This is a genomic window from Microbacterium sp. CFBP9034, assembly GCF_034045255.1.
GTDB lineage: Bacteria > Actinomycetota > Actinomycetes > Actinomycetales > Microbacteriaceae > Microbacterium.
Genome location: NZ_JAXCWC010000001.1, coordinates 511,135 through 524,080, shown reverse-complemented (window position 1 = coordinate 524,080; position 12,946 = coordinate 511,135). Strand labels below are relative to the sequence as shown.

The 12,946-nt window shown below is 70.9% G+C and carries 13 protein-coding genes; 3 read left to right on the top strand and 10 right to left on the bottom strand.

Features of this window, described 5'->3' with window-relative positions:
- Positions 1-39 precede the first annotated feature (39 nt).
- The 4 genes from SOM19_RS02360 to SOM19_RS02345 all read right to left on the bottom strand — a co-directional run bounded on the left by SOM19_RS02360 (position 40) and on the right by SOM19_RS02345 (position 4,826).
- A complete protein-coding gene (locus SOM19_RS02360) occupies positions 40-1,071 on the bottom strand; it encodes a hypothetical protein (protein WP_320484943.1) in 1,032 nt (343 codons plus the stop codon).
- Between the two features lie 7 nt (positions 1,072-1,078).
- Positions 1,079-2,950 (bottom strand): vWA domain-containing protein, encoded by a 1,872-nt coding sequence (locus tag SOM19_RS02355; protein WP_320484942.1) that lies wholly within the window; start codon positions 2,948-2,950, stop codon positions 1,079-1,081.
- A gap of 89 nt (positions 2,951-3,039) precedes the next feature.
- Positions 3,040-3,363, bottom strand: coding sequence for a DUF4870 domain-containing protein (locus SOM19_RS02350; RefSeq protein WP_320486650.1), 324 nt, complete (start codon positions 3,361-3,363; stop codon positions 3,040-3,042).
- Positions 3,364-3,485: 122 nt separating this feature from the next.
- On the bottom strand, positions 3,486-4,826 hold the full coding sequence (locus tag SOM19_RS02345; RefSeq protein WP_320484941.1) for an alpha-hydroxy-acid oxidizing protein: 1,341 nt from the start codon (positions 4,824-4,826) through the stop codon (positions 3,486-3,488).
- A 124-nt stretch (positions 4,827-4,950) separates the two neighbouring features.
- On the opposite strand from SOM19_RS02345, the gene SOM19_RS02340 reads away from it, so the two are divergent.
- Positions 4,951-5,472, top strand: coding sequence for a DUF1697 domain-containing protein (locus SOM19_RS02340; protein WP_320484940.1), 522 nt, complete (start codon positions 4,951-4,953; stop codon positions 5,470-5,472).
- Positions 5,473-5,484: 12 nt separating this feature from the next.
- Here the strand turns inward: SOM19_RS02340 and SOM19_RS02335 are convergent, their stop codons facing one another.
- The 6 genes from SOM19_RS02335 to SOM19_RS02310 form a co-directional block, all read right to left on the bottom strand.
- The gene (locus tag SOM19_RS02335) at positions 5,485-5,643 is read right to left on the bottom strand and encodes a hypothetical protein (RefSeq protein ID WP_320484939.1); all 159 of its coding nucleotides are present in this window, start codon (positions 5,641-5,643) and stop codon (positions 5,485-5,487) included.
- A gap of 56 nt (positions 5,644-5,699) precedes the next feature.
- On the bottom strand, positions 5,700-6,605 hold the full coding sequence (locus SOM19_RS02330; RefSeq protein ID WP_320484938.1) for a hypothetical protein: 906 nt from the start codon (positions 6,603-6,605) through the stop codon (positions 5,700-5,702).
- Positions 6,606-6,607: 2 nt separating this feature from the next.
- Positions 6,608-7,741, bottom strand: coding sequence for an o-succinylbenzoate synthase (gene menC / locus SOM19_RS02325; RefSeq protein WP_320484937.1), 1,134 nt, complete (start codon positions 7,739-7,741; stop codon positions 6,608-6,610).
- 39 nt (positions 7,742-7,780) lie between these two features.
- The gene (locus SOM19_RS02320; RefSeq protein WP_320484936.1) at positions 7,781-7,933 is read right to left on the bottom strand and encodes a hypothetical protein; all 153 of its coding nucleotides are present in this window, start codon (positions 7,931-7,933) and stop codon (positions 7,781-7,783) included.
- A 59-nt stretch (positions 7,934-7,992) separates the two neighbouring features.
- On the bottom strand, positions 7,993-8,925 hold the full coding sequence (locus tag SOM19_RS02315) for a cyclase family protein (RefSeq protein ID WP_320484935.1): 933 nt from the start codon (positions 8,923-8,925) through the stop codon (positions 7,993-7,995).
- Between the two features lie 138 nt (positions 8,926-9,063).
- Positions 9,064-9,798 carry a GNAT family N-acetyltransferase gene (locus SOM19_RS02310; protein WP_320484934.1) on the bottom strand — a complete coding sequence of 245 codons (735 nt, stop codon included), beginning with the start codon at positions 9,796-9,798 and terminating at the stop codon, positions 9,064-9,066.
- A 149-nt stretch (positions 9,799-9,947) separates the two neighbouring features.
- Here SOM19_RS02310 and SOM19_RS02305 point away from each other — a divergent pair, with 149 nt between their 5' ends.
- Together SOM19_RS02305 and SOM19_RS02300 are read left to right on the top strand one after the other, a co-directional pair.
- Positions 9,948-11,351 (top strand): MFS transporter, encoded by a 1,404-nt coding sequence (locus tag SOM19_RS02305; RefSeq protein WP_320486649.1) that lies wholly within the window; start codon positions 9,948-9,950, stop codon positions 11,349-11,351.
- Between the two features lie 44 nt (positions 11,352-11,395).
- Positions 11,396-12,931, top strand: a complete 1,536-nt coding sequence (locus SOM19_RS02300) for a peptide MFS transporter (RefSeq protein WP_320484933.1) — start codon at positions 11,396-11,398, stop codon at positions 12,929-12,931.
- The last annotated feature ends 15 nt before the right edge of the window (positions 12,932-12,946 follow it).

Sequence of the window (12,946 nt, the reverse complement as noted above, 5' to 3'; positions counted from 1 at the left end):
TGCTGCCGAATGCGGCGAGCGCCGCGGCATCCGTCGATTCTAGTCGGCCGATCCTGGGCGACCGGACTGGTCCGGCTCGTCCCCCGCGGCCCGCTGGAACTCGCGGTCCCACTCCCGCAGCTCCTTGCGGCCGCCGATGAGGCCGTCGAGCGAGACCTGGAAGTGCAGCCCCCGCCGGGCGTTGACCTGCTTGATGTTCTCGACCAGTTCGGCCGAGAACGCCGCGACCGCGCCCCGCACCTCGTCGATGCGCTCGGCGGGGTCGTCCCACAGGTCGGGGTGGCGCAGGATGTCGAGCAGATAGTCGCGGTCGAGCGCGGCGGTCAGCTTTCGCAGCGTCTCACCGTACTCGAGCGCGGCGACCGAGCGCTGGCCCTCGTCACCCGTGCGGTCGAGGCGATCGAAGAGCTCGGTGGTGTTGCCCGCGATGGAGGTGATCTCCCGCGCGACTTCGGTGGCGACGGGACTGCCGGATGCCCCGGCCGCCGCGTACTCCGCTCTCAGGCCGTTGAGCTGCGCGACGAGCGAGCGAACCTTGTCGGGGGGCGGGCGGTGACCCGCCAGTCCCCGCCGCCGGCGTACTCGGACGACGCCGAAGATGACGCCCCCCGCCGCGACAACCGCAGCCACCGCCAGCGCGATCCCGATAACCGGTCCGGCATCGGCGCCCTCGAGGGCCGGCTGCTCGGGTGCCTGGGCTATCACGCTCTGAATGGTCTGCGAGAGCGCGGCGTCGACACCGGCGGCCGACGACTCCGCCTCGTTCGCGATCCGCATGGCTTCGTCCGGAGGAAGCGCGTCTGATCCCGCCACGAGATCATCGCCCACGACGACGATCACGGTGTCGAACCCCGTGACCTCCTCCAGCTCCTCCAGAATGTCCGTCGGCGACGCCTCGAGCGCGGCGTTGTCGGAGAACACGGCCACCCCGATGGAGGCGTCGCCGATCTGCTGCACCAGGGAATCGGTGAGCGCATCGCCACCGCTGACTTCGCGCGAGACGAACACGTGCGTCTCCGCGAGGGCCGCTGCGGCTTCGTCGACGTACAGGCCGGCATCGAGTGAGTGCATTCGCGGCCTAGAAGTTGTTGATGACCGAGGCGAACACGAGGTCGATCTTGGCCGCGTCGGACGCGTCGAACCACTGCCCGCCGGTGGCCTCGGCGATGCGCTGGAGCGCACCGGTGTCGGCGCCCTCGCCGTACGCGATCGGGAAGATGCGCACGGGCGCGTCGTCGCCGCCCTCGCTCGACGCCTTGCCGATCTTGGCGACGAGCGAGTCGAGCGAGATGCTCGAGTCGGTGTCCTGCCCGTCGGAGAGCAGCACGATCGCGTTGATGCGACCGGGCTCGGCCCGGGACGTCATCTCGTCGTACGCCGCGGCGATGGCGTCGTAGAGCGGGGTGCCCTCGCGCTGTGCGAACCGCAGGTCGTCGAGGGCGGAGTCGACGGACTCACGGTCGGACTGCAAGGGCGACACATCGCGCAGCACGACGAGGTTCTTCCCGGCGGCCGATTCCACGCCGGTCGTGAACGCCCAGACGCCCACCTCGTCGGTCGAGCGGAAGTGGCCGAGAGTGGACTGCGCCCCCTCGATCGCGCCGTCGAGCTTGGACCGGCCGTCGCCGATCGGCTCGTCCATCGAGCCGGAGATGTCGATGACCTCGAGCACGGATGAGGGCTTGCGAATCTGGGTCCACTGGTCGATCGCAGCCGAGACGACGTCGACGCCCGGGCGCGGCAGCGACACGGCGGGTCCGGCGGGGTCCACCCCGTACTCCGGTGCGAAGAGGTCGCCGAGGGGGACGTCTTCGTCGAGCGGCCGGAAGCCGAAGGTCGGAACGATGGCCTGGGCGGCGTCGGTCTGCAGGAAGGCCGCGAACGCGGCGCCCGCAGTGGCTTGGGCATCCGTCACCCAGTCGGCGCCGAGGACGGTGATCGGGTTGTCGGACCACATCGAGCCGCCCGACGGGTAGACCGCGACCAGCTTCTCCTTGGGCGGCGTGAGCGTCTCGCCCGGCTGCACCGTGTGCGAGTCGGGGTTGCCCTGGTTGTAGTTCAGCAGGGAGGTCTCTTCGAGGGCCACGGCCGAGACATAGCCCGAGCCGCCGGCGCCGTTCTGCGTCTCGTCGTAGAGCGTGGTCAGCACCTTGCCGGTGGTGTCGCCGTAGTGGATGACGCACTCCTCGAACACCCGCGAGAAGTCGGCGGCAGCGGCGACGTCCTCCGCCGTGAGATCGGCGGTCTTGCCGGCGGCCTCGTACGACTGCATGAGGATCGCCGAGAGGCCGGTGGTCGAGGTGTTCGGGTTGGTCTTCGAGATCTTGAACGATCCCCACAGGGGCTTGCCGACGCTCGCCCAGCCCTCCGGGTCCTGGCAGAGAGCCTCGAAGTCGCTGATCCCGATGTCCTCGCCCGGGTACCCCAGGGCCTTGGCCATCGTCTCGGGCACCCCGAACACGACCGGCGTGCGGGTGAAGGACTCGGGCTCGCCGACGAGTGAAGCGGATGCCGCGGCCGCCACGCGCTCGGTCCACACGGTCGACGCCGGCGACCACATCGAGGGCCAGCGGCGCGGGTCGTCGTCGGGCCAGTCCTCGCCCGACGTGAGGAACCGCGTCGCGTCGCCCGACGAGACGTTGATCGGTCGCACGGTGGCGCACTCGTCGAGCGCCTCGTGCTCGGCCGACTCCTTGAAGGCGTCGGCGAGCGCGTCGAGCATGTTGACCTTCTCGGACGAGGTCGCCACCACGACGCTCGTGCAGCCGTCGTCGGCGAAGTCGCCGTCACCGAAGTCGCCGCCCTCGGGGCCGTCGCCCGTGCACGCCGACAGGACGATCGCGGCGGCGAGGACACCGGCACCGACGACCGCGCGTCGGAGTCGCGCGCGGGAGCGCAGCGGGAGGGGAGGCGAGGAGACGGCGGGCACCCGCCGAGGTCGGGCTGGCATGGGGCCAGCCTACGGCTCACGGCGCGCGGATCGCAGAGCGGATGCCGTCGCTGTGGACGGCCCCTCCGGCGAGGGAGTGGCGTCGGCCGTCAGGAGACGAACCTGATCGCCATCGGGTACTGGTACCACTCGCCGCGGTTCGCCTTCACGGCGGCGACGATGCACAGCACGATGTTGAGGATGTACGCGGCGAAGATGATGAAGAACCCGATGATGACGATGCTCAGGATGCCGCCCACCACGTACGCGATCAGCAGGGTCAGCTGGAAGTTCAGCGCCGTCGCGGTGTGCGCGCGGACGAACGGGCCGCGGTCCTTGAGCACGAGGTAGCCGATCAGCGCCGGGAGGAAGTTGAAGAACAGTCCGCCGACGTTGATGAGGGTCGCCCACAGCTTCTCGTCGGCGGGGCTCATCGGGTTGGGCTGCGCGGCGCCGTACGGGGCGGCGCCGAAGGGGGGAGGCGTGGTCACCGGATCACTCTAGGCCGCGGCATCCGCACCGCGCACGGGGGTCATCCCCCGGATCGGCCCTGGAGTCACGCGGCACGCAGTGCATCGCGGCCGACCTCGGCGAAAGTGGCGTGCCCCGCGAGCCCGAGCGTGATGTCGAGCTCGGCCAGCAGGTTCCGGAGCACCTCGCGCACGCCCTCCTCGCCCGCGATGCCCAGACCGTAGGCGTACGGCCGTCCGATCGCGACCGCCGTCGCGCCGAGCGCCAGTGCGATGAAGGCGTCCGAGCCCTGCCGCACGCCCGAGTCGAAGACGATGGGAACTCGCCCGGCGACCCGGTCGGCGATCGTGGGCAGCACCGCGAGGGTCGGAACGGACTGGTCGATCTGGCGGCCGCCGTGGTTGGAGATCCAGATGCCGTCCATGCCGACATCGAGGGCGCGGATCGCATCGTCGGGGTGGACGATGCCCTTGAGGATGATCGGAAGCGTTGTCCACTCACGCGCCCGGGCCAGGTCCTCCCAGGTGAGAGCAGGCGTCGAGAAGACGTCGAGGAAGGTTTCGACCGCGGCGCGCGGAAGCGGAGACCGGAGGTTGTCGCGCACGCTCCGCGAGCCGGTCACCGCGGCGCCCTTGCGCGCGATCTTCACGCCGGCGGCCACGGTCTTCGGGGTCAGCCGGACGGCCGGCGCGGCGGGGGCCGCAGCATCCGGTGCCGTCCTCACACGCTCGCGGACCAGCTGCTGGAACACGGGGTCGGACGTGTACTGCGCGATGCCCAGGCCGCGCGTGAACGGCAGGTACGCGAGGTCCAGGTCGCGGGTGCGCCACCCCAGCAGGTGCGTGTCCAGCGTGACGACGATCGCGTCGCATCCGGATGCCTCGGCCCGCCGCAGGAGCGAGGCGTTCAGCTCGTCGGAGGCCGACCAGTAGAGCTGGAACAGGCGCGATGCCGTCGACGTCGCGGCCGCGACCTGCTCCATCGGGAACGAGGCCTGGTTCGACAGCGTGTACGGGATGCCCAGCGACGCCGCGGCGCGGGCCACCGCCAGATCGGCCTCGCCGTGGGCCATCTCCATGACTCCCAGGGGTGCGAGCAGCAGGGGCGTCGGCCGGCGGCGTCCGAGCAAGTCGATCGACAGGTCTCGCGCCGAGACGTCTCGCAGCGGCCGCGGCCACACCTGCCAGCGGTCGAAGGCCGCCGTGTTCGCGCGCATCGTCCGCTCGGCGCCCGCACCGCCGGCGATGTAGGCGAAAGCCTCGGCGCTGAGCGCCTTCTCCGCCGCTCGCTCGAGGTCCACGGCATCGACCGGCACTCTCGGGCGCGTGCCGCTGATGCCGGCCCGGTAGATCTCGGACTGGGTGCGACGGGAGACGCCGCGCGCGGCGGCCGGATCGTCGGGAGCGACTGGAGCGACTGGGCCCACGCGCCCGGAGGCTCCGCGCGACGCGCCAGCGGCGTGGGGAGGAGGCGTGGGGGTGCTCGGAACCATGCGGTCAGCCTACGGGCGGCGGTTTCCGAATGTCGGCGGCGACGGCCACACTCGGCTCATGCAGCAAGTCGCGTTCCTGCGCAACGTCAACCAGGGGCAGCGCGGTCAGCCGAGCACCGCGGATATCGTGGCGGCCTTCCGCGCCGCCGGAGCGGTCGATGTGCAGCTGTTCCAGAGCAACGGCACGGTCCTCTTCGCCGCGGCGTCCCCCGATGCCGTGGTGGTCGATGTGCCTCAGGTGCTGGCGTCCCTCTCGGGCTTCGAGGCCGTGGTCTTCTCCCGGCCGCTGGCGTTCATCGAGCAGGTGGTGGCGAGAAGCGCGGATGCCGCAGACCTCGGTCGCCGGGAGCTGACGCTGTTCACCGACGAGGTGGCGATCACCGACGAGGTCGCGGCGGCCGCTCAGGCGGCCAAGCGTCGCTGCACGATCGTCGAGCACGGAGCCGGGTGGGCGGTGTTGACGAACGATGCCGACCGCCAGAGCAACGGAACGCCCGCCCTCGAGGCGGCGCTCGGCACCCCCGCGTCGTCCCGCGGCATTCCCACGCTCGTGCGCCTGGTCGATCGCTTCAGCCGGTGAAGGCGAGCCCGCTCACGTCTGGCGTCGGATGAAGCGCATCAGCCACGCGATCACGGCGATGATGATGATGACGATGCCGATCCACAGCAGGAACTTCGCCGCTTCGACGAACAGCCCGAAGAGGAGCAGCACGACACCGATGATGAGCAGGATCACTGCGAGTCCGGTCATGCCCCCATCGTGGCCTCCGTTCGGCCGCGCGTCGAGTGTCTTGACAAGAGCGCCCGTCAGCTGCCGAACTCGCACCAATCGGCGACCCAGGTGAGGATCTCCCCGCGGAGATCTTCGGATGCCGCGAGCTCGATCTCGCCGGGCACGCCGTCGATCTCGACCTCGACGTCGAAGATCGTCCCCCGCTTGTCCTCCTGGACGGCGTGCGGGTCGCAGCGCAGCGGCACGATCGGCAGGCTTATCGACGCCTGACCCGTGCCGCCTTCGGCGACCGCCATCCCGATCGGGTACGTCTCGATCGTCGCCCCCGCGGCTTCGCCGAAGGTGAGGAGGTTGGTGGTCTGGATGCCGACGATCGTCGCGGCAGCACGACCCGTGGGCGCGACGAACAGCGAGAGCGCGGCGGGCTCGCCCGGGGGCGAGGGGTCGAAGTCGGTGAACTCCACGTGGGCGGCGTCCGCCACAGCCGCTGCACGACAGTCCCGCTCGTGCAGCGGCGGGACGAAGCCCAGCGGATCGTCGATCGGCGCGGACGCGACAGACGAGACGTCGCCGAGCAGGTAGTCGAAGGTCAGCCGCGGGCGCAGCTCTCCGTCGGCGGGCAGATCCTCGCCGCAGGCGACCGCGGGCAGCTGCACCCGGATGCCCACCGTTCCGCCCGGCGCGATGATGCTGTCGCGCTCCGCCACGCGCGTCGCGGGGCCGTCGAACCTCGGGTCGGCGACCTCGACGCCTCCGACGACCAGTCGCTCGTCGGTGCCGTTGTGCACGACGACCTGCGCCTGGCGCGCGGCGACGTCGGACCGCAGCTGCTGCAGCTCGGCCGTGACGCCGCCGGGCAGGCCGCCGGCGACGAGGCTGACCTCCGGCTGCGCCGCCGGCGCCGTGCATCCGGCGACGGCCAGGAGCGCGGCGCCGAGCACCGCGGCGATCGCTGCCCGCTGTGCCCGTGCGCCGATCATGGTCAGCGCGTCAGCGTCTCGCGCGCGACCGTGAAGTCGTCCAGCGCGACCGGATCGATGTCGACGCCGATGCCCGGTCCGGTCGGCACCCGCACGTGGCCGTCCTCGAGCACGGCCGGCTCGGTCACGATGTCCCTGGTGTAGAAGCGGTTCGACGCCGACACGTCCCCGGGAAGCGTGAAGCCCGGCAGCGCCGCGAGCGCCGCGTTGGCGGCGCGCCCGATGCCGGTCTCGAGCATGCCGCCGCACCACACGGGGATGCCGGCATCCCGGCACAGATCGTGGATCGCGACCGCCTCCAGGTAGCCGCCCACCCGTCCGGCCTTGATGTTGATGATGGCTGCCGCCTGCAGCGCGAGGGCGTCGGCTGCGGCCTTGGCCGACACGATCGACTCGTCGAGGCAGATCGGTGTGCGAAGGCGGCGGGCAAGCGCGGCGTGGTCGACCAGGTCGTCCTCCTGCAGCGGCTGCTCGATCAGCAGCAGGTCGAATCGGTCGAGTTCGGCCAGGGTGTCGGCGTCGGCCAGCGTGTAGGCGGAGTTCGCGTCGACCTGCAGCGTGATGGCGCCGAACGCGTCACGGACGGCCGCCGTGTCGGCGATGTCGCGGCCGGGCTTGATCTTGATCTTGATGCGCGCGTAGCCCTCGTCGAGGTAGCCGCCGACGACATCGACCAGAGCGGCCGGATCGCTCTGGATCCCCACCGACACGCCGCTCGGGATCCGGTCGCGCACCGCGCCGAAGTACTCGCCGAGCGCACGTCCGTCGGTGCGCAGTGCGGCGTCGAGCACCGCGAGCTCCAGCCCGGCCTTGACCATGCGGTGGCCCACGAACGGCGCGAGCGCCGGCGCGACCTCCTCGGGCGCCAGCGTGCCGCGGTCGAGGAGCGCCGGCACGAGGAAGCGCAGTGCCACGTCCCACGCGCTCTGTGTGTACTCGCTCGAGTACAGCGGTGCCGCCCCCGTGACGATCTCGCCCCAGCCGTCGGCTCCGGACGTGAGCGCGCGCACCACGATCACCTCGCGCACGGTCTCCGTGCCGAACGACGTCGTGAACGGCGCGACGAGCGGCAGGTGCAGCACCCGCAGCTCGAAGCCTTCGAGGGCGACGGATGCCGCGGGCGAGGCGATGGGCATGCGCACCAGGCTACGCCCCGCCCTGGACGCTGCCGGGCGTCAGTGGGCCAGCCGCAGCGTGCGGACGTTGTTGCGCACCGGCACGAAGGTGCCGCGGGCCCGGCGCGGTCCGCGCGTTCGGGCCGGTCGGCGTCGCTCGCGGCGGAGCGAGGCAGCCAGTCCGACCATCAGGACCTCGATGTGTTCGCGCATGACGTCTCCCTCTCGTGCGTTGCTGCAGAGGAGGAGCACGATCGGCCGGCCCAGATACGTCAGACGGGAATCTCGGCGAAAGCCCGCACCGGGAAGGTGCCGAAGCCCTCGACCGCCGGCGGGGCCGCCGTGAACCGGGCGCCCTGGGGCGGAAGGGCGCCGAGGTTGGTGAGGTGCTCGACGACGTGCACCCCGGCGCCGAGCAGCAGCGAGTGGGCGGGACGCTCGCCGCCGGACTCGGTGTCGTCGATGTTGACCGAGTCGATGCCCACGAGCACCGCGCCGGCGTCGATGAGCCACTGGGCGCCCTCTGCGCTCAGGAACGGCGCACCGGCACCGTACTCGGGGGTTCCGAACAGGCGGTCCCAGCCGGTGTGCAGCAGGACGGCCGCGCCCCGCACGTCGCGATCGGCCAGCGTCTCCGAGCGGATGCCGCGCCGCTCGGCGCCCCACGCGTCCTCCAGGTGGAAGACCTCGGTGCGCAGCCCGACGAGCGTCGAGAGGTCCAGGCCCGCGAGATCCGGACCCTCGGCGTAGCGGTGGAAGGGGCTGTCGAGGTACGTGCCGGTGTTGCCGATCATCGTGATGATGTCCATCGCGAACTCCGTGCCCGGCGCATAGCGGGCGCGGGAGTCCTCGCGGGTGAGGTGCGACGTGATCGTCGGTGCGGGCAGTCCGGGGTACGTCACGAGGCCCGCGCGGATCGGGTGGCTCAGATCGACCACCCGGACCGTTCCCGGGCCGGCGGAAGCGGCATCCGTCGTCACCCCCCGGCTGCCGCGGTGCGGCTCCTCGACGATCCGCACACCGCGCAGCTCCACCTCGTCGACGAGCGCCAGGCCGAGGTGCTGCACGAGCAGGTGCGCGATCTGGTCCTCCGAGACGTCGGCGGAGGGCAGGTCGAGACGGAACCCGACCCCCGACAGCCCTCCCCCGTTGGCGAAGCGGATGTCGAAGTCGAAGTGGGCGCGATAGTCGGCTGAGGTGGACATGCGCGTCAGCCTAGATCCGACGCGCCGCGGCGTCGGCTCCCGTCGGAGAAATGGCCGGAAGTCGGAGGAATCGGCAGGAATCCTCCGACCGTGAGTCGATTCTCCGACCGGCGCGAGGATGCAGTCCCGCCGAACGTCTCACGGCCGGACGAAGAGGTACCCGCGGTCGTCGTCGAAGCCCGCGATCACGAGACCGGCCGACAGCCGTTCGAGCACCCCGTCGCGCACGCGCACGCGCCAGGCCGCGGCATCCGCCGGGGATTCACGCCGCATCGTCTCGATGTCATGCGGCACCGCGACCGACGCGACCACGCGATCGTCGGCGGGAGTCGGCACCGGCGGTGCGGCGAGCGCCCACGACACCATGATCCGGTCGGTGTCGTCACCGCGGTTGACGCCGTCGTCCATGGGCCCGTAGTGGTTCACGAGGTATTCGGTCACCCGCGTGCCGAGGACGCGCAGGTTGAAGTGCGCGTTGCGGGCGACGAGCGGGTCGAACGTCCACGTGATGTTGCCGACCTCCCGCGCGAGCGCCCACTCGCGCTGGTGCTGCTTGAGCACGCGCCCGAGGCCCTGGCTCTGCTGGTCGGGCAGCACGCCGGTGATGTGGCTGTGCATCGTGCGCGCGGCGGGCGCGGCGAAGAACGCGACGGATGCCCCGACCATCCGGTCGCCGGCGTACAGTCCGACCGCGTAGTTGCCGGAATGCGCCAGCGCGCGCAGCAGGTTGGGCGGCATGCCGCCACGGTCGCCGCCCCAGACGTCGGCGAGCACCTGCGACGCGGCGAAGACCTCCTCGACCGTGTCGAGCGCTCGGATCTCGACACCGGGAGGCGCAGGCACGGCGGCAGCGCCGGCGGAGAGGTCGGACATGCGCCCCACGATACGCCCGCACGGTGGCACGGCCGGTGTGCCGGTCGGCCGACGCTGTCCGTCCGTCCGGGACCGGCCCGGGGCGCGCCGGTCGCCGTTAGCCTGATCTGATGGCATCGGACGAGGACGCGCGAAGACGACTCACCCGGATGCCCCGCCAGGGCGCGATCGTGGCGGTGCTCGCCACGGCGGGGCTGGCGTCCTCGTTCATGTTCACGCTCATGGTGCCGATCCAGTCGAAGCTGCCCGAGCTGCTGAACTCGAGCCGTGAGGACACGGCATGGGTCGTGACCTCGACGCTGCTGGCGGCAGCGGTCATCACCCCGATCTCGGGGCGCCTCGGCGACATGTACGGCAAGCGCCGGATCGTGCTCGTGCTGCTGGGCGTCATGGTGCTCGGCTCGGTCGTCGCGGCGCTGTCGACGGGCATCGTGGGAATCATCGTCGGCCGGACGCTGCAGGGCGCGATCGTCGGGGTCGTGCCGCTGGGCATCTCGATCATGCGCGATGTGCTGCACGAGGATCGCGTGGACTCCGCGATCGCCTTCATGAGCGCGACCCTCGGAGTCGGCGGGGCGCTCGGCCTCCCGATCAGCGCACTGGTCACCGAGCGCAGCGACTGGCACGTGCTGTTCTGGATGGCCGCAGGGCTCGGGGTCGTCGTGTTCGGCCTCGTGCTGTGGATCGTTCCCGTGAGCGTGCTGCGCACGGCCGGGCGGTTCGACTACGTCGGGGCGGCAGGACTCGCGGTCGGCCTGATCGGCATCCTGCTGGCGATCTCCCGAGGCAACGAGTGGGGCTGGGGATCCCCGGCGGTGCTCACCCTCGGGCTCGGCGGGCTCGCGGTGCTGCTGCTGTGGGGGTGGTTCGAGCTGCGCATCGACGAGCCGCTGCTCGACCTGCGGGTGGCTGCGAGGCCGGCCGTGCTGCTGACCAACATCGCCTCGATCGCGATGGGCTTCTCGCTGTTCGCCTCGAACGTGGTGTACCCGCAGATGCTCGAGCTGCCCGTCGCCACGGGGGCCGGGTTCGGCCTGTCGCTCCTGGCCGCGAGCCTCATCGTGATGCCGTCCGGGCTGGTCATGATGGTGCTCTCGCCGGTCGCGGGCCGCATCGCCGCCCGCACCGGGCCCAAGCTCCTCCTCCTGCTGGGCGCGATCTCGCTCATCGCCGCCTACGGGTTCACGCTGCTGTTCTCGTCCGAGGTCTGGCACATCCTCGTCGCGAACATCCTCATCGGCGCCGGCATCGGCTTCGGCTACGCCTCGATGCCGATGCTCATCATGCGCTCGGTGCCGCAGAGCGAGACGGGCGCGTCCAACGGCCTCAACGCGCTCTTCCGGTCGCTGGGCACGAGCACGGCGGCGGCGGTCATCGGAGCGGTCCTGGCCACGTACGCCGTGGACTTCGAAGGCGTTCCCGTGCCGACGACGACGGCCTTCACCCTGTCGCTGATCCTCGGCGGCGCGGCGGCGATCATCGCACTCGTGGTCGCGCTGTTCATCCCCCGGCATCGCTCACCGCAGGAGCGGCATCCGTCCCTTCCTGAATGAGAGCGGTGCTGACGGGCCACCGCCCCTCCCGCTAGCCTGACGCCATGAACGAGAACGAGGGTCTCGAACAGGTGCCGGTCGGACCGCCCACGGGTGCCGCGGCCGCACGCGAAACGGCCACGGCGACGGCCGACGAGCACGATCGCCGCGACACCCGGTTCTTCGGACAGCCGTGGGACCTGGTCCATATCTTCTTCGTCGAGATGTGGGAGCGCTTCAGCTTCTACGGCATGCAGGGCATCCTCCTGCTGTACATGTACTACGCCGTGACCGAGGGCGGCCTCGGGATGCCGGAGGCCATCGCCACCGGCATCGTCGGCGCGTACGGCGGCTCGGTGTACCTCTCGACGATCCTCGGCGCCTGGGTCGCCGACCGCCTCCTCGGCTCCGAGCGGGTCCTGTTCTACAGCGCGATCGTCATCATGGGCGGACACATCGCGCTCGCCGTCCTCCCGGGGTACTGGGGCCTCGGCGTCGGTCTCATCCTCGTGGCCGTCGGGTCCGGCGGGCTCAAGGCCAACGCGACCTCGGTCGTCGGGACGCTCTACTCCCCCACCGACACCCGTCGCGACGCCGGCTTCTCGCTCTTCTACCTCGGCATCAACCTCGGCGCCCTGCTCGGTCCCATCCTCACCGGAGCCGCGCAGGTCGCGTGGGGATTCCACGCGGGGTTCGCGCTGGCGGCGATCGGCATGGCCATCGGGCTCACGCAGTACGCGTTCGGGCGCCGCAACCTGCCCGCCGAGTCGCGCACGGTTCCCAACCCGTTGCCGGCCAACCGCCGCGGCGTCATGATCGGCATCGCGGCGGCTGCCGTGCTGCTCGTCGTCGTGCTCGTGCTGTCGGGCATCATCCGCGCCGACAACCTGGACGGAGTGGTGATCCTCGTGACGCTGGGAGCGACGGTCGCGTACTTCGCCGTGATCCTCTCCAGTGGCCGCATCTCCGCGGTCGAGCGCTCGCGGGTCTTCGGCTTCATCCCGCTCTTCATCGTGAGCGTGGGGTTCTGGTCGCTCTACCAGCAGCAGTTCACGGTGCTGACGATCTACTCCGACAAGAAGCTCGACCGCAACATCTTCGGCTGGGAGATGCCGGTGCCGTTCGTGCAGTCCATCAACCCGATCTTCATCATCATCCTGTCGGGCGTCTTCGCGGCGCTGTGGACCAAGCTCGGCACTCGCCAGCCCTCCACACCGGTCAAGTTCGGCCTCGGTGTGATCATCATGGGCCTCGCGTTCCTGCTGTTCCTGCCCTTCGCCAACGGCGGGCCGAACTCCACGCCGCTCCTGGCGATCGTCGGGATCCTGTTCGTGTTCACCGTGGCCGAGCTGCTGATCTCGCCCGTGGGGCTGTCCGTCACGACGAAGCTCGCGCCGAACGCCTTCCACACCCAGATGGTGGCGCTCTTCTTCCTCTCGGTCGCGCTCGGCACGGCGATCGCGGGGTGGCTGGCGGAGTTCTACAACCCGGACAACGAGGTGCCCTACTTCTCGATCCTCGGAGCCATCGCGATCGTCCTCGGCATCGCGCTCCTCGTGTCGGTCAAGCCGGTCCTGAAGCTGATGCGCGGCGTGCGCTGACGCCGGCGCGACAGG